This window comes from Bartonella bilalgolemi (genome assembly GCF_023500045.1).
Classification (GTDB): domain Bacteria; phylum Pseudomonadota; class Alphaproteobacteria; order Rhizobiales; family Rhizobiaceae; genus Bartonella; species Bartonella bilalgolemii.
The window spans coordinates 97,776-120,774 of the sequence record NZ_JAMCOF010000002.1 but is presented as its reverse complement, the minus strand read 5'-3'; the positions used below and the strand labels follow the sequence as shown (position 1 = coordinate 120,774).

General features: G+C 34.9%; 16 protein-coding genes and 1 tRNA gene. 6 read left to right on the top strand and 11 right to left on the bottom strand.

Annotated features, from left to right (window positions below; all coding sequences use genetic code 11):
- Positions 1-216: 216 nt before the first annotated feature.
- The 3 genes from ppdK to M4Z11_RS01865 all read right to left on the bottom strand — a co-directional run bounded on the left by ppdK (position 217) and on the right by M4Z11_RS01865 (position 4,320).
- Complete coding sequence (ppdK, locus tag M4Z11_RS01875; protein ID WP_249675430.1) at positions 217-2,889, bottom strand: pyruvate, phosphate dikinase; 2,673 nt, start codon at positions 2,887-2,889, stop codon at positions 217-219.
- A gap of 196 nt (positions 2,890-3,085) precedes the next feature.
- Positions 3,086-3,736, bottom strand: a complete 651-nt coding sequence (locus M4Z11_RS01870; protein ID WP_249675428.1) for a DsbA family protein — start codon at positions 3,734-3,736, stop codon at positions 3,086-3,088.
- An 89-nt stretch (positions 3,737-3,825) separates the two neighbouring features.
- Positions 3,826-4,320: a DUF721 domain-containing protein gene (locus M4Z11_RS01865; RefSeq protein WP_249675426.1), complete on the bottom strand. Its 495-nt coding sequence runs from the start codon at positions 4,318-4,320 to the stop codon at positions 3,826-3,828.
- Between the two features lie 200 nt (positions 4,321-4,520).
- Here M4Z11_RS01865 and mutY point away from each other — a divergent pair, with 200 nt between their 5' ends.
- A complete protein-coding gene (gene mutY / locus M4Z11_RS01860) occupies positions 4,521-5,579 on the top strand; it encodes an A/G-specific adenine glycosylase (protein WP_249675423.1) in 1,059 nt (352 codons plus the stop codon).
- Positions 5,580-5,646: 67 nt separating this feature from the next.
- Here mutY and M4Z11_RS01855 read toward each other — a convergent pair whose 3' ends face one another.
- Entirely contained in the window at positions 5,647-6,783 is a 1,137-nt protein-coding gene (locus M4Z11_RS01855; RefSeq protein WP_249675420.1) for a site-specific DNA-methyltransferase, read from the bottom strand.
- Positions 6,784-7,079: 296 nt separating this feature from the next.
- On the opposite strand from M4Z11_RS01855, the gene M4Z11_RS01850 reads away from it, so the two are divergent.
- The 3 genes from M4Z11_RS01850 to M4Z11_RS01840 all read left to right on the top strand — a co-directional run bounded on the left by M4Z11_RS01850 (position 7,080) and on the right by M4Z11_RS01840 (position 13,280).
- Positions 7,080-7,775 carry an HAD family hydrolase gene (locus tag M4Z11_RS01850; RefSeq protein ID WP_249675419.1) on the top strand — a complete coding sequence of 232 codons (696 nt, stop codon included), beginning with the start codon at positions 7,080-7,082 and terminating at the stop codon, positions 7,773-7,775.
- A gap of 855 nt (positions 7,776-8,630) precedes the next feature.
- Positions 8,631-9,914: a M16 family metallopeptidase gene (locus M4Z11_RS01845; protein ID WP_249675417.1), complete on the top strand. Its 1,284-nt coding sequence runs from the start codon at positions 8,631-8,633 to the stop codon at positions 9,912-9,914.
- Positions 9,915-10,397: 483 nt separating this feature from the next.
- A complete protein-coding gene (locus tag M4Z11_RS01840; RefSeq protein WP_249675416.1) occupies positions 10,398-13,280 on the top strand; it encodes an EAL domain-containing protein in 2,883 nt (960 codons plus the stop codon).
- Between the two features lie 22 nt (positions 13,281-13,302).
- Here the strand turns inward: M4Z11_RS01840 and M4Z11_RS01835 are convergent, their stop codons facing one another.
- Positions 13,303-13,887, bottom strand: coding sequence for a YqgE/AlgH family protein (locus tag M4Z11_RS01835; RefSeq protein ID WP_249675414.1), 585 nt, complete (start codon positions 13,885-13,887; stop codon positions 13,303-13,305).
- Between the two features lie 69 nt (positions 13,888-13,956).
- Between M4Z11_RS01835 and M4Z11_RS01830 the strand changes: the two genes are divergently transcribed.
- On the top strand, positions 13,957-14,835 hold the full coding sequence (locus M4Z11_RS01830; protein ID WP_249675412.1) for a protein-disulfide reductase DsbD domain-containing protein: 879 nt from the start codon (positions 13,957-13,959) through the stop codon (positions 14,833-14,835).
- Between the two features lie 15 nt (positions 14,836-14,850).
- Here M4Z11_RS01830 and rnhA read toward each other — a convergent pair whose 3' ends face one another.
- The 3 genes from rnhA to M4Z11_RS01815 form a co-directional block, all read right to left on the bottom strand.
- Positions 14,851-15,312: a ribonuclease HI gene (rnhA, locus tag M4Z11_RS01825; protein ID WP_249675410.1), complete on the bottom strand. Its 462-nt coding sequence runs from the start codon at positions 15,310-15,312 to the stop codon at positions 14,851-14,853.
- A 373-nt stretch (positions 15,313-15,685) separates the two neighbouring features.
- Positions 15,686-16,741, bottom strand: a complete 1,056-nt coding sequence (ispH, locus tag M4Z11_RS01820) for a 4-hydroxy-3-methylbut-2-enyl diphosphate reductase (protein WP_249675408.1) — start codon at positions 16,739-16,741, stop codon at positions 15,686-15,688.
- Between the two features lie 363 nt (positions 16,742-17,104).
- Positions 17,105-17,178 (bottom strand) — tRNA-Ile (locus tag M4Z11_RS01815).
- A gap of 169 nt (positions 17,179-17,347) precedes the next feature.
- Here M4Z11_RS01815 and M4Z11_RS01810 point away from each other — a divergent pair.
- Complete coding sequence (locus tag M4Z11_RS01810; protein WP_249675406.1) at positions 17,348-18,091, top strand: SIMPL domain-containing protein; 744 nt, start codon at positions 17,348-17,350, stop codon at positions 18,089-18,091.
- A 28-nt stretch (positions 18,092-18,119) separates the two neighbouring features.
- Here the strand turns inward: M4Z11_RS01810 and M4Z11_RS01805 are convergent, their stop codons facing one another.
- The 3 genes from M4Z11_RS01805 to dnaG all read right to left on the bottom strand — a co-directional run bounded on the left by M4Z11_RS01805 (position 18,120) and on the right by dnaG (position 22,980).
- Positions 18,120-18,581 carry a YcgN family cysteine cluster protein gene (locus tag M4Z11_RS01805; protein WP_249675404.1) on the bottom strand — a complete coding sequence of 154 codons (462 nt, stop codon included), beginning with the start codon at positions 18,579-18,581 and terminating at the stop codon, positions 18,120-18,122.
- A 116-nt stretch (positions 18,582-18,697) separates the two neighbouring features.
- Positions 18,698-20,707 carry an RNA polymerase sigma factor RpoD gene (rpoD, locus tag M4Z11_RS01800; protein ID WP_249675401.1) on the bottom strand — a complete coding sequence of 670 codons (2,010 nt, stop codon included), beginning with the start codon at positions 20,705-20,707 and terminating at the stop codon, positions 18,698-18,700.
- 344 nt (positions 20,708-21,051) lie between these two features.
- Positions 21,052-22,980 (bottom strand): DNA primase, encoded by a 1,929-nt coding sequence (gene dnaG / locus M4Z11_RS01795; protein ID WP_249675399.1) that lies wholly within the window; start codon positions 22,978-22,980, stop codon positions 21,052-21,054.
- Positions 22,981-22,999 lie beyond the last annotated feature (19 nt).

Sequence of the window (22,999 nt, the reverse complement as noted above, 5' to 3'; positions counted from 1 at the left end):
GAACAAATTTTTAATAGTATAAATTTATATTCCCTTATTAACCGTTTATAAAAAAATCTGCTAGCTTTTAGAATTAAAGCAGTTTTTTAATCTATAAAGATACTATCGAAAATATCGATAAAACATACAAAATAAAAAATGAATATCAAAAATTGTAATAAAAGCAATTTTATACAATGGAAACATCAACTTTACTCGATGATTGATTGTATCACTTCAATAAAAAGTTTTTTTGGCAATTGCTGACTGTGCTGCTGCTAAACGTGCAACCGGTACCCGAAAAGGCGAGCATGAAATATAATCTAGACCATTTTCTTCATAAAAAGCGATAGAATGAGGATCGCCTCCATGTTCACCACAAATACCCAGTTTAATTTTCGCACGTTGAGAACGCCCACGTTCTGAAGCAATAGCGATAAGTTCTCCTACTCCATCTTGATCAATCGATACAAAAGGATCTTTTTCCAAAAGTCCTTTTTGCAAATAAGTTGTCAAAAACGGTGCTGCATCATCACGCGAAATACCAAAAGTAGTTTGTGTCAAGTCATTTGTTCCAAATGAAAAAAATTCTGCAGTTTCTGCAATTTCACCCGCTCGAAGAGCAGCTCTTGGCAATTCAATCATTGTCCCAACTATATATTGAATATTAACATTCTTTTCCTTCATCACTTCACCAGCAACATAATCAATACGCGCTTTAACAAAATCCAATTCAGACTTAAGAGCCACGAGTGGTACCATAATTTCTGGAATGACAGGAGATCCTGTTTTCTTAGCTGATTCTACTACCGCTTCAAAAACTGCTCGCGCTTGCATTTCAGCAATTTCAGGATAAGTAATGATTAAACGGCATCCCCGTAATCCAAGCATGGGATTAAATTCATGCAATTGGTGCACACGTTCTACAAGTAGTTCAGAAGGAATTCCCATTGCCATTGCAACACTAAGAATTTCTTTTTCTGTTTTTGGCAAAAACTCATGTAAAGGCGGATCTAAAAAACGGATAGTCACAGGTAAACCAGACATAATTTCAAACAATTCAATGAAATCTGATCGTTGCATTGGCAAAAGCTTATCCAACGCTTTGCGACGTCCATCTTCATCATTACTTAAAATCATTTCACGCATAGCAACGATACGCTCACCAGTAAAGAACATATGCTCAGTACGACAAAGACCAATACCTTCAGCTCCAAAAGAACGCCCCATATGTGCATCAGTCACCGTTTCAGCATTAGCGCGAACTTTCATTCGGCGCATTCCATCAGCCCATTCCATTAATTGAACAAAATCCCCACAAAGTTCGGGCTGCAGCATTGCAACCTTTCCTTCTAAAACTTCCCCCACTCCACCATCTATTGTAATAATATCGCCTTTTTGAAAGCTCTTACCTGAAGCAATCATTGTATTTGTCTTATAATCAATCCGCACACTGCTAGCACCAGAAACACAGGGTTTTCCCATACCGCGAGCGACAACAGCAGCATGACTCGTCATCCCACCACGTGTCGTTAAAATTCCTTCTGCAGCGTGCATACCATGAAGATCTTCTGGACTTGTCTCTACACGTACTAAAATAACTTTCCGTCCTTCTATTGATGCTCTTTCTGCTTCTTCAGATGTAAAAACAATTTCACCAGTTGCAGCTCCTGGGGAAGCAGGGAGACCACGCGCTATAACACATCGCTTTGCTTTAGGATCAAGCATGGGATGTAAAAGTTGATCAAGTGATTTTGGTTCAATCCGCATCACTGCTTCTTCACAACTTATCAACCCCTCCGCAACCATCTCAACCGCTATCTTTAAAGCTGCACGTGCTGTTCGCTTTCCTGAACGAGTCTGCAACATCCACAATTTACCCTTTTCAATTGTAAACTCTAAATCTTGTATATCTCGATAATGCTGTTCAAGCTTATGCGCAATCTGGCATAATTGTGAAAAAGCTTCTGGCATAATTTTTTCTAATGATGGCTTATTTGAACCAGCAGCAACACGAGCAACTTCGGTAATATTCTGAGGTGTACGAATACCTGCTACAACATCTTCACCCTGTGCATTAACTAAAAATTCACCATAGAGTTCTTTTTTCCCTGTTGATGGATTACGTGTAAAAGCAACACCTGTTGCTGAATCTTCACCCATATTGCCAAACACCATAGCTTGCACATTAACTGCTGTTCCCCAACTTTCAGGAATATTATGTAAACGACGATAAGTAATTGCACGCGCTGTCATCCAACTTGAAAAAACTGCTCCAATTGCACCCCATAATTGTTTTTCAGGATCTTGTGGAAAAGGTTCTCCTAACTTTTCTTCAATACATGCTTTGTAAAGAATAATAATGTTTTTCCAATCAGTTGCTGTCATTTCTGTATCAACACCGTAACCATTACGTGCTTTTACTTCATCAAGAATCTCCTCAAAATGCGAATGATCTACCCCCAAAACAACACTGGAATACATTTGAATAAAACGACGATAACTATCATAAGCAAAGCACTCATTATCGGCTTGTATAGCAATTGCTTTTACAGTATCGTCATTCATACCAAGGTTAAGGACTGTATCCATCATGCCTGGCATAGAATTCCGAGCTCCTGAACGAACAGAAAGCAAAAGCGGCATTTGTTTATGAGCAAATTCCCGTCCTGTCTGTTCTCCAATACGTTGGAGTGCTTTTCTAACATCCTCCTGCAATTCTTCTGGATATGTACCATCATGAGTATAATAAAAGTTGCAAACTTCTGTTGTAAGAGTAAATCCAGGAGGAACAGGTAAACCAAGATTACTCATTTCTGCTAAATTAGCTCCCTTACCACCAAGAAGATTACACTCACTCGCACTTCCTTCTGCTTGACCATTACCAAAACTATAAACCCATTTTGCCATCGTATAAATCCGCTCAATTATCAGTATCACAATATTACTTGACTCAAGCTAATCATTAAAAATAGTCTTTCGATTATAAAATTAATGAAGCCAAATAAAATACTGCCTTATAGTAAGGTATGAAAAGTACTCCCCTCCAATAAGAAGACCAACAATCATAATTACCAATCTTCATTTTTGGAAACAATGTATATTGTTAAAGAAAACTATCAATTACTGAAAAGAAATTTTCCATTGACATAGCACCTTCATACTTTTTACCGTTAATAAAGAAGGTTGGTGTTGCTGTAACACCGAGCTTTTTTCCACGTTCAAAAGATGCGTTCACTTCGTTCAAAATAGATTGATTTTTTAGGCACGCATTAAAACTTTCATCAGTAAAACCAGCCATAAAGGCAATTTTTTTCAATGGCTCCAAAGCATCTGGTACCATAGCCCACTCATTTTGTTTTTGAAACAAAACTTCTATCAAAGGAAAATAACGATCTTCTGGAGCACACCTAGCCAACATAAAACCCGCTGTTGCCCGAGGATCATAAGCAAAATCCCGAAAAATAAGTTTCACTTTACCTGTTTTGATGTACTTTTTACGAAGTTGAGGAAGTATTACATTGTAAAAATCAGCACAAAAAGCACATGAAAGTGAAGCATATTCAATAATAATCACAGGAGCATTGTCTTCACCCTCAAATTTATCCTTAACTTTACCTGATTTAAGGAGTTCAGCCATATCAATGGTTGCTACTGGCTCAGTTTTACTTACTAAAGTTGTAGTTGCATGAACCTGTGCAGTTACACCCCAAATAAAAATTACTACGAAAGATACAATGAAACGATAATTAATCATAAATAACACTTTTCTGTTCGACTTAAACAAATAAAAATCTAATACCTCTTCATTAAGAGAAAGAAATATAAAATAGTTTTCCTTCTTTATTATTTTTTTTCCACAAAAATGCAATATCCAAGTTTATAAAGTGAGTGGTGTAAACTTTTATCTTCAATCTCTTCAAGCATTTTTTTTAAGCGTTGTTTATTTTTTTCATCTGGGAATAATTCTACTTCCGAACGATCCGTGAAAACTGATACCTGCTTTTGTTCAACTTTGATTCGGTCAATAGCGATATACCCAAAAAAACTATTAATTCTTTGAATCAATTCACCTGTTTCATGTATTAACTTTAACGTAGTGAAGCCTTCACATGCTACCACGAGTGTCGCAGGATGAAATGTTTCATTTTGATTTGCACGACCCTTCCAAATAATTTTGATCGGCATTGTACGTTCGCCAATATCCTGACCTACAATCTGTGACCAATTTTCTATGAGCGCTATATTAAGTCCTGTCCTTTTGCGTAAAATCGGATCAAGCATTTCGGATACCATTTCAGCAATAGAATAAAAATGATATTTTTGTGTTTTTTTGCTCATTCCATCCTAAACTGTTATTAAATCATAATTGTTTTCTTTTCGATATTTAAAGCCACTGCTTTGAAAATTAATAATAAATATAACTTAAGAAACTGCGTTGACTGAACTAGAATTTTTATAATTAATTATTAAAAGCAAACTATAAATTGCAAAATATATGCTTTTTTGTATTTTAGACTTGTTTATGATTAAAAACAACGATGTATAAAATTTCTTCACTTCTCCTTTCTTGGTATGATCAAAATTACCGCCATTTACCATGGCGTATGCCCCCTACAAAACAAATAAAAGGCATTTATCCTGATCCTTATCAAATTTGGTTATCCGAAGTTATGCTACAACAAACAACAGTTGAAACTGTTAAACCTTACTTTAAAAAATTTCTAAAACTTTGGCCCGATCTTTTTTCTTTATCACAAGCATCACAAGATGATATCATGAAAGCATGGGCGGGCCTTGGTTATTATTCACGTGCACGTAATCTTAAAAACTGTGCTATTCAACTCGTTAAAAATCATAGAGGTAAATTTCCACAATCGGTAAAAATATTACGCACTTTACCGGGTATTGGAGACTATACTGCAGCAGCTATTGCTGCAATTGCCTTTGGTCATCCTGTAGCCGTTGTTGATGGTAATGTCGAACGTGTTATAACGCGCTTATTTGCTATTACTTCAACATTACCTAAAGCAAAATCTGAGATCAAAGAAAAAACACTTGAAATTACTGATGTGAAACGTCCTGGTGATTTTGCTCAAGCTATGATGGATTTAGGTGCAACAATTTGCACCCCCCGTAAGCCATCTTGTTTACTCTGCCCTCTTCAAAATTTGTGCACAGCAATGAAAATGCAGACAACAGAATCTTTTCCAGTAAAAGCTCCTAAAAAAGAACGTCCTTTAAAAACTGGCGCTGCTTTTGTAATACTCAATGAAAATAAACAAATTTACTTAGAAAAACGACAGCATACAAAATTACTCAACGGCATGACCCAAATTCCTAATAACATTGGGATAAATGAAGAAAATGGACTACAAAATGCTCCCTGTTCTGCTAATTGGAAACTTAAGGGACAAATTACACATATTTTTACTCACTTTTCTTTAAAACTTAATGTCTACTGTGCAGATAATATTCAGGGAATAAAGCTTAAAAATGGTTGGTGGTGCGATATTCATCATCTTACCAAAGAGGCACTCCCTACTGTTATGAAAAAAGCCATTGCTATAGCTATTTCTTCTCCTTTTAAATTCAAATAACTTCCCACCTATACAAAATAAAAATTGACTATAATAATGCTTTATCAGCAATTAAAATCAGTGCAACTCATATAATATTAGCTTTCAACATCTGTGAACGTATCATCATTCTTAAATCATCTATCGATTTTAATAGACCATTTTCTTCGTAATACCAAAATGTCCAACCGTTACAACTTTGCGAAGCCTGAGCCTTTCTTCCTATCATATGAATAGATCCCGCCTCACCATCATACATAATAGTCCCATCAGCTCTAACAATAGCAGATATTTCTTTCTTCTTGTCATAAAGAATGCTTCCGGGATAAAGCAATCCTGCATCAAGCAAGCTAGAAAATGCTATACGTGGTTCTGTCCTTTTTGTTTTTAAAATTTCTAATTCTGATTTAGCTAAAGGTTTAACTACAGCAATTCTTTCGCAGGCTGCATCAATATAATGTTGCTCGCGTTCAATCCCTACAAAATCACGACCTAAAAGTTTGGCAACAGCACCTGTCGTTCCTGAACCAAAAAATGGATCAAGAATAACATCACCAGGTTTGCTAGAAGCCATAATAATACGTGCTAGTAAGGATTGAGGCTTTTGCGTTGGATGTAATTTACGTCCTATTTTATCTTTTAAACGTTCAGCACCTGTACAGAGAGGAAACAGCCAATCTGAACGCATTTGTCTATCTTCATTGGCGGCTTTTAAAGCATCATAATTAAATGTATATTTTTTATCCTTTTGATCTCGAACAGCCCAAATAAGCGTTTCGTGAGCATTTTGAAAACGACGCCCTCGAAAATTCGGCATAGGATTATTTTTTCGCCAAATGATATCATTAAGCATCCAAAAACCTAAATCCTGTAGCGCCGTACCAACTCGAAAAATATTATGGTAAGATCCAATAACCCAAATTGTCCCATTAGGTTTTAATACACGACGACACGCAAGCAACCATGCGCGTGTAAAAGCATCATAAGCAGAAAAACTTTCAAACTGATCCCACGCGTCATCAACTGCATCAACGCGCGAGTAATCTGGACGATACAATACGCCTTCTAATTGCAAATTATAAGGAGGATCTGCAAAAATTACATCAACAGAATGTTTAGGAAGTTTTTCTAATACTGCAACACAATCTCCTTTAAAGATTTTATTACGCCACTGCGTCTGTGAAGAAGTGCAAACCTGATTTTTTTGTAGCTGAACAATTGTCATAAAAAACTCAACAACACGAACCGAAATAACTCTATAATTAAAATGATTAATTAATCTAATTGTCCACTATCTTCACAAAATAGAGTAAATGTATCGTTAAGCTAATTCAAATTTATTTTATTCGATGTAAGCAAAATAATTTCATATTGATAAATCTTTATTTTACTCCTTTGTAGCATATTGTTCATATTATCAAACTAATGAGAAAAATCTTTCAAGTTATATCTTTATCAAACCAGAGCTTTTCAATATCATTTTATGAAAATTCTTAAACCCGTTATAATAAGGAATGTCTTATGCTACAAATTGATCTTATTATTTTTGATTGTGATGGAGTTTTAGTAGATTCCGAATATCTTATAGCAAAAATTGGATCACAATTACTTAAAGAGATAGGATATAAAATATCGCCCAAAGAATTAAGCGAACGCTATTCAGGACTTATTTTTCAAGATACTCTTAAAAAAATTGAACAAGAAATTAAAAAACCAATTTCTGCTAATTTCATCGATCAAATGGCACATCTGTTTCGCACACAAATGAAAACTGAATTACATATTATTAACGGTGTAAAAGAAGCAATAGAAATTATTAAATCTCATTATCCCTATTGTATTTGCTCTAATGCAACAAGCACAGATATAAAAGATATGCTTAACACTGTTAAACTCTATCACCTTTTTGACAATAAAATATTTTCAGCACCTGAAGTTGGAACTAAAAAACCAAAACCTGCACCTGATGTTTTTCTCTTTGCTGCACAAGAATTACGTGTACGACCAGAAAATACTATTGTTATAGAAGATTCTATTCATGGTGTACATGCTGCTGCTGCTGCAGGAATGCGCGTTATCGGCTTTACTGGAGGCTCCCACAGTTATCTTGGCCACTCTAATGCTCTTATAGAAGCCGGTGCTGAAACGGTTATTACAAAACACGCTCATTTACCTGAAACCTTAAACGCAATGAAAATATGGAAAGATTCGCAATAAAAAGATACCTCTAACATATATTAGCTCATATACTCTCTCAGTAATTTTTGACTAAAAAATTCAACAATTACTACTAAAAACTAGAATATATCCGTAAAATTTAATAGCATTCTATCATAAGCAAAGAGTAAATTATATATGCTAAAAAAATGAAATATATCGAAATAAAAAACAAATTTATACGAATAACTCATAGAGTAATTAATCATTATAATGAACGATATTAACATCCTTATTATATATGAATATTGATCAGTGGTACTTATGCAATATACCTGTAAGCAATATAATATTATTTTTTATATCTATGAAAATGAATTTTTCTAATTTGGACATCTATTAACTCGAAAACAATAAATTCAAATTAATTTAGACTTTCAATATTATTGAAATCCTGAATCCAGTTGTTTCAAAATTGATGAAAAATAACTCAAAATATTTTTATTTTATCCTTTAACAGAACAAATTATATTCATAAAATGATATGATAGTTAATAGCATGTATCAAGACATAAACTATCTCACTAAATCTATATACAAAAATTGCACTCAAAATTACCCGCAACAATAAACAATCATACATCTTTAATGACGATTACTCTTACTGCCGCTTACATTACTTCAATTAATATTAGTTGTTAATATTACTCATCTACCATGACTAATGTATTTAAAAAATCTCATAGATTATAGAGAGCACTTTACAAACCATTGCTAATGATAGAAAAAATAGTAAAAGACTATTTTCTTTAGAATCGTGTGCATCTTATTATAATTAGCTGCATTTATTTAAATAAGAAATATTCCAATGCCGTTATAATGGTGCATTTGGTTGATTAAACGGAGTAATGATACATGGGTGTGGATATCAGCCGCCTTAGTAATGGTTTGACTATCGCCACACATAAAATGCCACAAATTGAAAGTGTAGCGCTTGGAATATGGGTTAAAGTTGGCTCACGTAACGAAACCTTTATACAACATGGTATTGCTCATCTACTTGAACACATGGCTTTTAAAGGAACAGAAAACCGTACAGCTTTTAAAATCGCAACTGATATTGAAGATGTTGGTGGAGAAATCAATGCTACTACAAGTATTGAAACAACCGCTTATTTTGCACGTGTTCTTAAAAAAGACATTCCTCTTGCTATTGATATTCTAGCCGATATTATGACAAGTTCAAAATTTGACGAAGATGAATTAGAACGTGAAAAACAAGTTATTTTCCAAGAAATTGGCGCTACTTGTGATGTTCCTGATGATATCGTTTTTGACCATTTTACTGAAACCGCCTTTCGTCATCAATCTCTCGGCCGTTCTATTTTAGGAACACAGAAAACAGTCCAATCGTTCACATCTGCTGATCTTCACAATTTTATGAATCAACAATATAGTGCAGACCGCATGATTGTAGTTGCTGCAGGATCTGTAGAACATGAAAGTTTTCTGCGCCAAGTAGAAAGTTGTCTTGGCACTTTCCGCCCCCATTCAACAGCTCCTTTAGTCAATCCTGCTAATTATATTGGTGGTGACTTTCGCGAATATCGTGATCTAATGGATACACAAATTGTACTTGGTTTTGAAGGACGTCCATATCATGCGCATGACTTTTATACTGCTCAGATTCTTTCAATCATTCTTGGAGGAGGTATGTCATCACGCTTATTCCAAGAAATAAGAGAAAAACGTGGGTTATGCTATTCTATTTATGCTTTCCATTGGGGATTTTCAGATACTGGGCTCTTCGGTCTTCACGCTGCTACAGGACAAGAAGGATTAGAAATACTTTTACCTGTTATTCTTGATGAGCTCTATAAAATAAGTAAAAATATTCATACAAATGAACTTCAACGAGCACAAGCACAATATCGCGCTAATCTTACAATGTCACAAGAAAATCCGTCTAGTCAAGCACATCTTATCGCTCGCCAAATACTCCTTTATGGTAGACCAATTCCAATTTCTGAAATGACTAAATGTTTAGAACTTATTACCTTAGAACAGCTAACTGATCTAGCTAAAAATCTTTTTATCAATTCTAGCCCAACACTAGCAGCTGTTGGCCCTATTGGTCCGCTCATGAATTTTGACGATTTAGTATCAACTCTTTCACCTAATATGAACTGTCTTCTCTAAAAGAAATGAAGAGAACTCCCTAATACTTCAATGAGATAAAATTGTAATTGGATATGCATAAATTACTCTAAAACCCGATCCCTCCCCAAATATGCACACATCTTTAATGAAAATTATCATAAAAACTTTTCTTTATTAAATTAAATAAATTTGAAAAATTTTTATCAAAAAAACGAGCAAATCTGCCTAATTAACACTCCATATGAAAAAATATGACAAATAATTTAATCAACAAGAATACATTGCGTAAAATCTAACAATAAATGATTGATATTTTTCCTTTTAAAAAGAACAAAATTCCGTTAATTTTGAGACTCATTAGTGTGAGCAGATATCTGATCTATTTTTGTATAAAATTCGTGTGATTTTTTCAAAAGAAAATGACAACCGCTCTTTATAAAAATAATAACTAATAAAGTGGAAGAATTTCCTCGAAAATCTCGTTTAAGATTCAATAGCTTCAAATACTGAGAGTGAGGCAGCGTGAAGAGTTTTGGTAAAATAATCAATGTCGTTCTTGTCATAATAATTAGTCTTTTTGTATACCTTTCATCAGCACAAGCAATCGAACCAATCAAAATTTCTCCTCAGGATATAGCTCTTGATTTATCCAAAGCTATTGAAATTCATCACACCAATAACCCTATCTTCCAAACCAGTACAGCACCAGGACCGGATGGTATTATATGGCGTATTGAAGTACAGGCAAAAAGTGCAAATTTTTCTGGAAACTGGGCAGTATTTTCCCTCGCAAATCCAACAGATGAACAAATTGATCGCCTCATTGTTGTGCCCCATTATCGTATGGCTCATTCGGGTCTTCTATGGCCAGATCTTGGATCAGCACGTATCGAATCCATCACTCCAAGTGCAGGTTTTTCCCTTGATCGTCAAACTAATGCAAATGCAGATATTTTTCGTATCACTCTCAACCCTGGTACTGTGATTACATTTGTTGCAGAATTAAGCTCTAAAAATCTACCACAAATCTACTTATGGCAACCTGAAGCTTACAAAGATACAATTAATTCTTATACACTTTATCATGGTATTCTTCTTGGCATATCAGGACTTTTGGCACTCCTATTAACTATTTTATTTGTCGTTCGTGGGACAAGTCTCTTCCCTGCAACAGCTGCTGTTGCTTGGGCTGTTCTTTTTTACATTGGTATTGATTTTAACTTTTGGAATAAGCTCTTTGCAATTACACCAATAACAGAACCAATTTGGCGTGCTGGTACAGAAGTTGCACTTGCTGCAACACTCTTCATTTTTCTATTTACTTATCTTTGTCTTAACCGTTGGCATTATCACTTTAGCTATGGTGCAATTATATGGATTATATCTCTCTGCGGTCTAGGAGCATTTGCTATTTATGATCCTACTAGAGCAGCTGGAATCGCTCGCTTATCATTTGGGCTTACAGCTATACTCGGAATTATATTGATCAGCTATTTTTCAATCCGTAGATATGACCGTGCAATCATGCTTATTCCAACATGGTTATTAATTAGCTTTTGGTCTCTTGAAGCTTATGCCTGCATAATAGGATATTTAGATAATGATATTGTTCAACCAGCTCTAGCAGGAGGATTGGTGCTCATTGTTCTCCTTATCAGCTTTCTTGTCATGCAACAAACGTTTTCTAATGATGCTTTCTATGAGGGGATTTTTTCTGATCTCGAACGACAAGTTCTGGCAGCAAGAGGAGCTGGAAGTATTATTTGGGACTGGAATGTCGAACGTGACCGCATTGTTGTTCACCCAGATATGACAGCCCTTTTTGGCGCCAACACCTGCAAACTCAACGGTACTATGAGCGACTGGATTTCAGCCTTGCATTATGATGATCGTGAGCGCTTTCAAGCTGTTTTAAATATCATTCTCGCACATAAAAAAGGACGTATTGATCAAATCTTTCGGCTCTCCTCCGGTGGTGGCCATTATCATTGGTTTTCTCTGCGTGCACGCCCAGCTATCCAAAAAGACGGAAAAATTACTCGCGTTATCGGAAGTATTGTCAATATCACTAATCACAAAAAGGCCGAAGAACGTTTACTATACGATGCAATTCATGATAGCTTGACCGGCCTTCCTAACCAACAAATTTTTTTCGATAGATTACAAAATTATAGCTCTTTAGCTAAAGCAAATATAAAAATTAAACCAACAATTTTTATGATTGATTTTGATAACTTTCGTCAAATTAATCGTAAACTAGGTATAGCGGTTGGGGACACTGTCCTCTTGATAATTGCGCGTCGTTTGAGCCGCCTTATTAATCTACAAGACACCTTATCACGCCTTTCTGCAGATCGTTTTGCAATTATTTTACTCAGCGAAACAGAACCAAAAAAAATTGCACTGTTCGCAAATCATCTGCACAAAACAATTTCAGCTCCTATTACTCTTGAAGAAAAAACTATAACGCTTTCTTCATCCATTGGATTGGTGACATGGAGTGATAACAGATCAACTGCTCAAAATATTTTCAATGACAGTGAGCTAGCAATGATCCATGCAAAACAAATGGGTGGTAATCACATTGAACCTTTCCGTCCCAATTTTCGTACTTTAAACCTCGAGCATAATAATATCAACAAAGATATTCATCATGCTATCAAGCGTAATGAAATAAAAATTCTCTATCATCCTATTCTTAATTTATCAGATGGACAAATTATTGGTTTTGAAACAATCGTGGAATGGCACCATCCAAATCATGGAAATTTAAATGTCCATGATTTTATCAAAATCGTAGAAAGCGAACAGCTCGTTATGGATTTAGTACAATTCATCGTTGATCGCGCTATAGTAGATCTTATAAATATACAAGAAAAATGTGCTAAACATCCTTTCTTTATTTCTATCAACTTACCAAGTGCAGAAATGATTCATCCTGACTTTATAAGTCAACTACGCTCTGCTCTTCTTCGCAATCCGGTTAGTAAAGGACGATTGATGATAGAAATATCTGAGCTTGTTTTAAGAAAAAATCCTGAACAATCAGCTCATTTTTTTGAACAGATTAAAGCACTGGGAATGAATCTGGCATTAGATAATTTTGGAACAGGTTATTCATCACTTACATATCTTGTCCGTTATCCATTCGACATGGTCAAATTAGATCGTTCACTTATCTCTATTGATTCACATAAGAAAAAACTTGTACTTAAATCAATTATCAGAATGGCTACTGATCTTAATTTACAAATCATAGCAGAAGGCGTAGAAAATGAAAAAGAAGCTATCTTTTTACGACAAGAAGGTTGTAAATATGTTCAAAGTACAACCGTCACTAAACCAATTGCCGTCGAGGAATTAATTGCTCTTGTTCAAAATCACTTCTCTCATACCTATAATTAAGTAACGTTATAAAACGAATAATTTATGCATGACCGACTTCAGAAATAAGAGAAGTTGGATTAATTCCCATGCGAATGAGGCTTTCATCATACTTACTACTGATATCGCTTTCAAAAAGAAAATTAGGAGATGTAGGACTAATTAACCAACCATTTGTATAAATCTCTGTTTCAAGCTGTCCTGCTTTCCACCCAGCATAGCCCAAAGCTATAAGGGCATGTTGAGGACCCCTCTCACAACTCATAGCTTTTAATATATCAAGGGTTGTAGTAAGACAAATTTCGTCTGTAACAGATATGGTTGCTTCACAAGCATAATCATCTGAATGCAGTACAAAACCACGAGACGTATCAATAGGCCCACCACAGCGTATTGGAAACTTTTTTATTGGCTCAGAAAGATAATTTTTTTGATTTTGGTTAATCACTCCTAACTGAAGCAAAAGTTCAGGAAAATTAATATTGTGTAACTGATTGAGAATAATTCCCATAGCACCAGCATTAGAATGGGCACAAATATAGATAACAGAACGAACAAAGCGCTTGTCATTCATTCCAGGCATTGCTATCAGCAACTGTCCATTCAAAAATCCTTCATGCTGTTTCATAATTTGATAGTCTCCACAATCTAATTTTTGACTTCAACTAAATCAGTATCAGTAAAGAATAAAGATCAAATGAAAAAATTGCAAATATTTCAAAATTTACAAAAAATTACAAATACTTTTCAAAAAAATCTCTTAGTAACTTTGAAAATAATACTCATATTTTTAGGATTTTTCTATTTTCTTGCTAATGCTCAAGCAAAACAAAAACCATATCTTATTGCAACACCTTGGTATGAATCAGAAGGTGGCTATGCTAGATTAGCTATAACTTCATCTTCCCTCTCTGGAATAAAAAGTGGCATTATTGAAATTACGTTAAGACCAAAATGGAAAACTTATTGGCGAAATCCAGGGAATTCCGGTATGGCACCATTTTTTAATTTCAACCAACAAGTGTCTTATGAAATTTTTTATCCTACACCACAGCTCTATAAAACGGAAAATGATTGGTCACTAGGTTATAAAAATAAAGTCGTACTCCCCTTTAATATCTCTGGTTCAGACGAAAATCTAAGTGGTTCTTTAACCCTCGGAATGTGTAATGAAATTTGTATCCCCTTTACTATCAATTTTAATTTTTCCTCACCTACTCAAAATAATACTTCTCTTTCTCTATCCTTATTAAAAAAAGCTCAAGATGCTTTACCCCGTACAGCCCATAATGCATTAAAAATACATGCTGAAAAAAATGAAAACACCCTCTTAATAAAGATAAAAAATAACAAAATAATCACAACTTCTGCTCTCTTTTTAGATGGAGGAACAATGCAAATTGGACCAACAAAAAAGATAAGTGATTACGAAGGATATGCGGTCTTTAACGCACCGATATATTACGATTCAGATGAATTAAACAAAACAGTTTTTTATACTGTTTCTTATCAAGACCATGCCTTCAGTGGAACATTTACAATAAATACACAATCAAGCCATACTATCATTCCATGAAATAAAAAATTATGTTTAAAAATGCCCATTCTCACGATATTCAGTAATTGCTTTACGTGCGAGTGCATCTGCGCGCTCATTATCTGGATGACCCGCATGTCCTTTTATCCAGTACCATCTGATACTATGGTGAGAACAGGCATCATCAAGGGCTTGCCATAACTCCATATTTTTAACAGGACTTTTCGATGCAGTACGCCAATTATTTTTTTTCCATCCCTCAATCCACGTAGAAATCCCATTACGTACGTAAGCTGAATCAGTATAGAGATCAACCAAACATGATTCCTTCAAAGCATTTAACGCGTGAATTGCTGCCATAAGTTCCATTTGATTATTGGTCGTATATACTTCTCCACCATAAAGCTCACGTTCATGACCATTCCAGCGTAAAACCGCTCCCCATCCTCCTAAACCAGGATTTCCCGAACAAGCACCATCTGTATAAATTTCAACAACTTTTTTTCGATCTAACATAACATACACACAACTCTACCTCAGCCAATAAGTTCACATTACTGCAAAAATAAAGTTCATACCAATATTTCAATAATTTTTTCGCATAACAAAACTATATTCCCTGTCCAATACAACAAATTATGATATAATTATTCTTTGAAACACTGATTATAATAAGAAAAACTATATCGGACGTAAATGTCGTATAGGGATACATAAAAGATAAATTATTTTTTTAAAAAACACTTTACATAAACATTAAAGTGAATAATTATTCTATTTTATACAACTCTAGACTTCGAGCATCCTTTCTTTTTCCTCGTTTTTAAAAGCAAACTTACTGATTCACATGCTAAAATGCCTTAGACTATAATATCCTATATAACTACTACTATTCTTCTTTTATTTTATGAACACTATTATCATTACTTTTGTTTTTTAATACTTCTGCTCGTCCCTTAATAAATGCTATATCTTGAGAGGATAGACTAATATCACGCAATTCACGATTTACTAGAAATGTTTCCGTTTCGACTATAGTTTCAGCCAATTCTATTTTGACATCATAACGTGTACGAAACGCTGTAATGATTTCATCAACAATAATTTCAGGAGCTGATGCTCCCGCTGAAAGGCTGATGACTGAAAGGACACCTAGATTATCAAAATCAATTTCATCAGCACGCTGAATTAAAATAGATTGACGCGCACCAAATCTCTCAGCAACTTCCACCAAACGTTTAGAATTAGATGAATTCGGTGAACCAACAATTAAAAATAAATCACTTCCTAACGCTGCTGCCTTAACAGCATCTTGTCGATTAGTAGTAGCGTAACAAATTGATTCAGCTGCTGGAGCTGCTAACGCAGGAAAACGCTGTTGTAATACATTAAGAATCTGTGCTGTATCTTCAACAGAGAGTGTTGTTTGTGTTACAAAACCTAATTTATTTGGATTATTTGGTTGATAATATAAAGCATCTTCTACTGTTTCAATCAATGTAACATTCTCTTCTTCAAGCTGCCCGATAGTTCCAATTACTTCAGGATGGCCTGCATGACCAATCAATATAACATGACGACCATGACGTTGATGACGAATTGCTTGCTTATGGACTTTAGAAACTAACGGACATGTCGCATCAAGATAAAATAAATTGTAACGAATAGCTTCTTCTTGTACAGATTTTGGCACACCATGAGCAGAAAACACAACAGGTCGACTACGATGGACTTCAGGTATCTCACAAAGTTCTTCAACAAAAATGGCTCCTCGTTGCTGCAACCCCTCAACGACATAGCGGTTATGGACAATTTCATGACGGACATACACAGGAGAGCCATATTTTTTCAATGCAAGAATAACAATCTGGATAGCACGATCAACACCAGCACAAAACCCGCGTGGCCCACAAAGGCGAATGATTAAAGGGGGAAGTATAGACAAAATTTATCCTTAATATCCATAAACTTTTACCCAAACTGCAATATATCATTGTTACTTTATATACAAATAGTATAAAGATAGAAACTAGATGAATCCTCTTAAGACTACTAATCATCATTTATCTAAAAAACGATGCACTAAACATTAGTTACAACTTCTCTTTTCGCAAAATGAAAAAGAGCAGATTACCATTCTTGCTAAGATCAGAAAAATAACTTTATACACCATATAAATCCTTGATTAGTAATATCTAATTAAGAACTTTTATATCATTATTTTTTCACACCAGGAATAGATTAATGGAATTAATACCTACAAAATCCCTCATGTTTGAATAAAGATATTTATTTTATTAGGGGAACGTGGGCCCGGAGGGACTCGAACCCCCAACCAAGCGGTTATGAGCCGCTGGCTCTAACCAATTGAGCTACAGGCCCCACGAAGATTTTCTCTAAACTAAAATATCCTATTATACAAGAGCTTGCTTTAATTATAATTCGTCTTTTTTTCCTTGCTTTTTGTTTTTTTCTTTCAACACTCTAATTCCTTTACAATGAATACCAAAAATGGGAAAGTAATAGAATACATATATTATAAGGAATAAACATGACTAAAATAATTTTTCAACTGTTGAATGTCTACCGAATTCAGTTGTCGATATTGACCGTATTATCTCTACTCACTACTTCACTCATTGTACATGCGGAAGAAATAATCAAAGATACATCAACAATTACAGTTACAGCAACTGGTGAAAACCAAGCAACACCAGATATGGCGATTATCAATCTAGCCGTTGTTACTCATGACATAACTGCTCAAAAAGCATTAGCCGCGAATAACAAATTTATGAATGATATTATGAATACTTTAAAAAATAATGGCATTCACACAAATGACTTGCAAACATCAGGCTTATCTATTTACCAAATGACTTCAGATAAAAAACAAGAAAAAAAGAACAATGAAATAACTTACCGTGTTTCAAATTCTTTAACAGTAAATATCCGTGATCTAGCCAATGCTGGTAAAATATTTGATCAAGCAATGGCACTTGGTGTTAATTCTGTTAATGGAATTACCTTTACCAATGCCAATACAAAGCCATTATATAAAGAAGCACGTAAAAAAGCTGTTACTGAAGCTATTGCAAAAGCAGAAACTTTAGCTCAAGCAGCCAATGTGAAATTAGGAAAGATTATTGCAATTAATGAAAGTAATAACGAACGTTATCCAACACCACGGCTCATGAGTAGAGCGCAAACTGCAGACTATGCAGATACAAATTTTTCAGGAGGTGAATTGAATTATAATGTTAGTGTCACCATAACATTTGCTATCGACGAATAATCATCAATCACTTAGTAAAATAATTATATCATCGGTTTTTGTAGAGAACTCCGGTGATATATTGACAATAAGATTCTATTGATGATAGTTCATCATCATGAATTTTAATCTGTTCACGTGCAGAACATTGAGTTTGATGTACCGTTTGAAAATCTTTTGAGATTAATGGATGCCACCACGGAAGATCTTTATCCTCATTCACCAGCCTATAAGCACAACTTTCTGGCAACCAGCGAGCTGTTTTAATTGTATCAATATCTAATAATATACAATCTGGAATAATTGATTTACGGTGATTATAATTTTTACATTGACACGTATCTTTATCCAAAAGACGACATGCAACACTAGTTGCATAGATATCACCCGTATCCTCATCTTCTAATTTATGCAAGCAACAACACCCACAACCATCACAAAGATTTTCCCATTCAGTAATAGACATTTCCTCTAATTTTTTACTTTTCCAAAAGGGAAGTTCTTTACTCATAAACAGGATCTACTCTTTTCATAAGACAATTCTTTAAAGAATAAAATAAATAAAATTCAATCTATTATTCATATCATATTTTTTATTTATCTTTAAAAATGTGCTATTCTTTTTAATTAAGAATCAAGAAAACTCCGTAATTTGCGTGAACGGCTAGGATGTTTCAACTTACGAAGTGCTTTTGCTTCGATTTGACGAATACGCTCGCGGGTAACTGAAAACTGTTGACCAACTTCCTCTAATGTATGATCAGTATTCATTCCAATACCAAAACGCATTCGCAAAACACGCTCTTCACGTGGCGTTAATGAAGCAAGAACACGTGTTGTTGTATCTCGTAAATTAGCCTGAATAGCTGCATCAATTGGTAATAATGCGTTTCTATCCTCAATAAAATCACCTAAATGAGAAGCATCTTCATCACCGACAGGTGTTTCAAGTGAGATAGGTTCTTTTGCAATCTTAAGCACTTTTCGCACTTTTTCTAATGGCATAGAAAGTTTGCTAGAGAGTTCTTCTGGTGTTGGTTCACGTCCAATTTCATGTAAAATTTGGCGCGATGTACGAACAATTTTATTAATTGTCTCAATCATATGAACAGGAATACGAATGGTACGCGCCTGATCAGCAATAGACCGCGTAATTGCTTGACGTATCCACCATGTCGCATAAGTTGAAAATTTATATCCACGCCGATATTCGAATTTATCAACAGCTTTCATCAAACCGATATTGCCTTCCTGAATAAGATCAAGAAATTGTAAACCACGATTAGTGTATTTTTTGGCAATTGAAATCACAAGACGCAAATTAGCTTCCACCATTTCCTTTTTAGCGATATTCGCTTCACGCTCCCCTTTCTGTACTTGCGTAACAATTCGACGAAATTCACTAATTGAAATAGCAGTTTCTTGCGCAAGATTTTGTATTTCACTACGCAAACTTTGAATGGCTTTAGCTTCACAAGTTGAAAATTCTTTCCAACCACGCCCTGATAAAGTCGCAATATAATTAACCCAATCCGCATCCAACTCACGACCTTGATATTCTCTTAAAAAATCTTCATGCCCAATGCCATAGTTACTAGCAAGCCTCTTCAATCTACCTTCGCTATGTATTAATCGCTTATTAATATCGTATAATTGCTCAACTAATGCCTCAATACGGTTTTGATTTAAAGAAAGAGATTTTACTGCTTGGATTAAAGCATCTTTCAATTGAGTATATTGTTTCTTTTGTGCAGATGAAAGAAGTTCTTCTTTACGATATGATAAGCTGCTTTCAACTTGTTTATCTTGTAGCTCGCGTAATTTTACATAAGTTTCAGCAATAAAATCTAAAGTTTCCACAACCTGAGGACACAACTCATGTTCCATTGCCGCAAGCGATAGATTAACTTCATCATCTTCTTCGTCATCATCTTCGCCCCCTATATCTTCCTCAAGATCATTCGTATCATGCACGCTATAAGATGGTGTTTCTTCTTTTATTTTTTTGACTTCACTTCCATCAATAATGGGAGCCTGCTTCGCTTCTGGACCAGAATAAGTCATCTCAAGATCAATAATTTCACGAAGAAGAATACGCTGCTCTTGCAACTCTTCACGCCAAATAATTAAAGCTTGAAATGTTAAAGGGCTCTCACAAAGGCCGGAAATCATCGTTTCACGTCCAGCCTCAATACGTTTAGCAATAGCAATTTCACCCTCACGCGAGAGTAATTCAACAGCTCCCATTTCACGTAAATACATACGAACTGGATCATCAGTTCGGTCGGCTACTTCACGTTTAGATGTTGTTGCAACCGCATAATTTGTGGCTTCTACTAAATCGCCACCTTCTATTGTGATTTCTTCTTCATATTGTTCAGCTTCAATTTCATCTTCATCATCTATAACACTAATACCCATTTCAGAGAACATTGCCAATATATCTTCAATTTGCTCAGATGTGAATTCTTCAGAAGAAAGAACTGCATTCAACTCATCCATCATCACGTAGCCATTTTTCTTGGCAAGTTTAATCATTTTTTTGATAGCATCATCGGAAAAATCAAGAAGAGGACCATCCGAGCTCACTTTGCCCATTTCTTCCACATTATCTTTTTGTTTAACCTTTGTTGCCATACTGTTAACTCCACTTGATCACTCTGTAAGATTCATGTGATCAGCTTATTTATTCTTACTTAGCGCATTAAAATTTTTTATATGCACTGTTTACAGGATTAATCTTCTATTCAAAAAGACACACTCTTGTATACACCTTTTCACGCAAAGACACGGTAACATTACAGAAACCACCCCAATATATCTCAGTCTTTCTGAGATAATATCTGCATACATAATAAGAACCAATTTCCCGCTTTTCCTAAAATTTAATCATCATTCTTCACAAAAACGTCATTTCAATAATAGGGCTTTTATACCAGACTTCGTGACTGATTCGCTTTTAAAAAGCGAATCATTTTATTCTATTTTGGCTTACCCTCATCTATTTTTTCGAAAAACCAGGATCCGAATCCCTCAATTAAAGCTTCTATTGCTTTCGTTCGTTCCAATTCAGCTTTCACCTCACGAAGTAGATTGAAAACTTCATCTCTAGGATTTTTTATGAGTTGCTCTTCGATATCTTGCAGTCTCTTATGTAGGTGGTGTTCTTGGAGATGCAAGTAGATAGCTTGTTTTAATACAGCGCGAGCATCTTCTATAGAAGCTCCTCCCAAAGTAATCCGCATACCAACTCTTTGCACAAGGTTATCTATATGCTCTAAAATAGTTTTTTTTCCTTTTTTTTCTAAAAGTGCAAACATTGTTTCTTTATCACATAACTGTTGATTTCCAAGAATTTCCAACATGGATTGATGTAAGCTTATTAATTGAGCATTTTTTAATTCTAATTCTGCAAAAACATCAAAATCCTCGTACCATAGCTCAGGATAGTGAGCTAAAATCAGCAAAATAACTGCTTCACGTAAAGGAATAAAATGTTTTGAACTACGAACTATATTAGAATTTTCTAATGCAGAAAAAGATTGATCTTTGAACATTCCATCTTTTTGATTTTGAATATATTCGCGTTGATTCTTTTGCTGTAAAAAAGATGAACGAAAAAAATCAAAGAGTCGTCTTTTTATATCTTGAAAATAATAGCGACGTATATCTTGATCCTTAATTGTTGATATCTGCTGTTTTAGTTCTCGCTCCAATGCAGCACGTGCTTCTGGAGTTGTAAAATGTTTTCCAAAAGTAGCACGCCACCATAAAAGCTCAATCAATGGAATTGATTTTTGAACAAAAGAAGAAAAAAGATGTGCATCTCCTGCACGAATAATTTCATCTGGATCTTTCCCATTTGGCAATAAAACAAAACGCACAGACTTTCCTGCTTTTAAAAGAGGAAGTACACGATCCGCAACACGAGAAGCAGCTTTTAAACCAGCACTATCTCCATCAAAACACAAAATCGGATCAGATTCCATTTGCCATAAAAGTCCAATTTGCGTTTCTGTTAATGCTGTTCCTAAAGGAGCAACTACTTTTTCAAAACCAGCCTTAGTTAAAGCAATTACATCCATATAGCCTTCAACAACAAGAACAGAATGTGCTTCTCCTTTTTCTGAGGCACGGCTATTTTTACGGACAGATGCTGCATTATAAAGCATATTACCCTTATGAAAAAGAACCGTTTCAGGACTGTTTAAGTATTTTGCTCGTGCATTTTCATCTAACGAGCGCCCTCCAAAAGCGACCACACGGCCACGTAAATCTTCAATAGGAAATATAATGCGATTTCTAAATCGATCATAAGGAGTAGAAATATCTTCACCAGATATAAGTAGACCACAATCCTCCATTTGCTTTAGCGAAATACCACGCACACTCAATGCATCTTTCAAAGTTGTACGCCCTACCGGAGCAAAACCAATCTGAAAGCGCTTTGCGAGTTCTAATGTAACACCACGTTCATAAAGATAATGACGTGCTTGGGCTCCAATTTGATGATGTAAATTATTTTGAAAAAAATCCGTGGCGATTTTCATGACATCATAAAGATCATTTTTTTTCATTTCATCTTTATGATTTTGTAAATCAAAGATAGGTAATTTCATACCTGCAAAATTAGCCAAACGCTCTACAGATTCCGAAAAGCGCAATCCATCAAGTTCGCAAAGAAAGGTAAAAATATCACCGCTTGTATTACAGCCGAAACAATAATAACGACCCTGACGATCATCACAATGGAAACTTGGAGTCTTTTCACCATGAAATGGGCAACAACACCAAAAATCACCACGCGAAGGCTTACTTTTTTTTTGATCAAATGTCACCCTTTGACCAATAACCACTGAAATTGGCAACCTGGCACGAATCTCATCAAGGAAATCAGGCGGAATACGCATTATCTCTCACAGAGTTTGA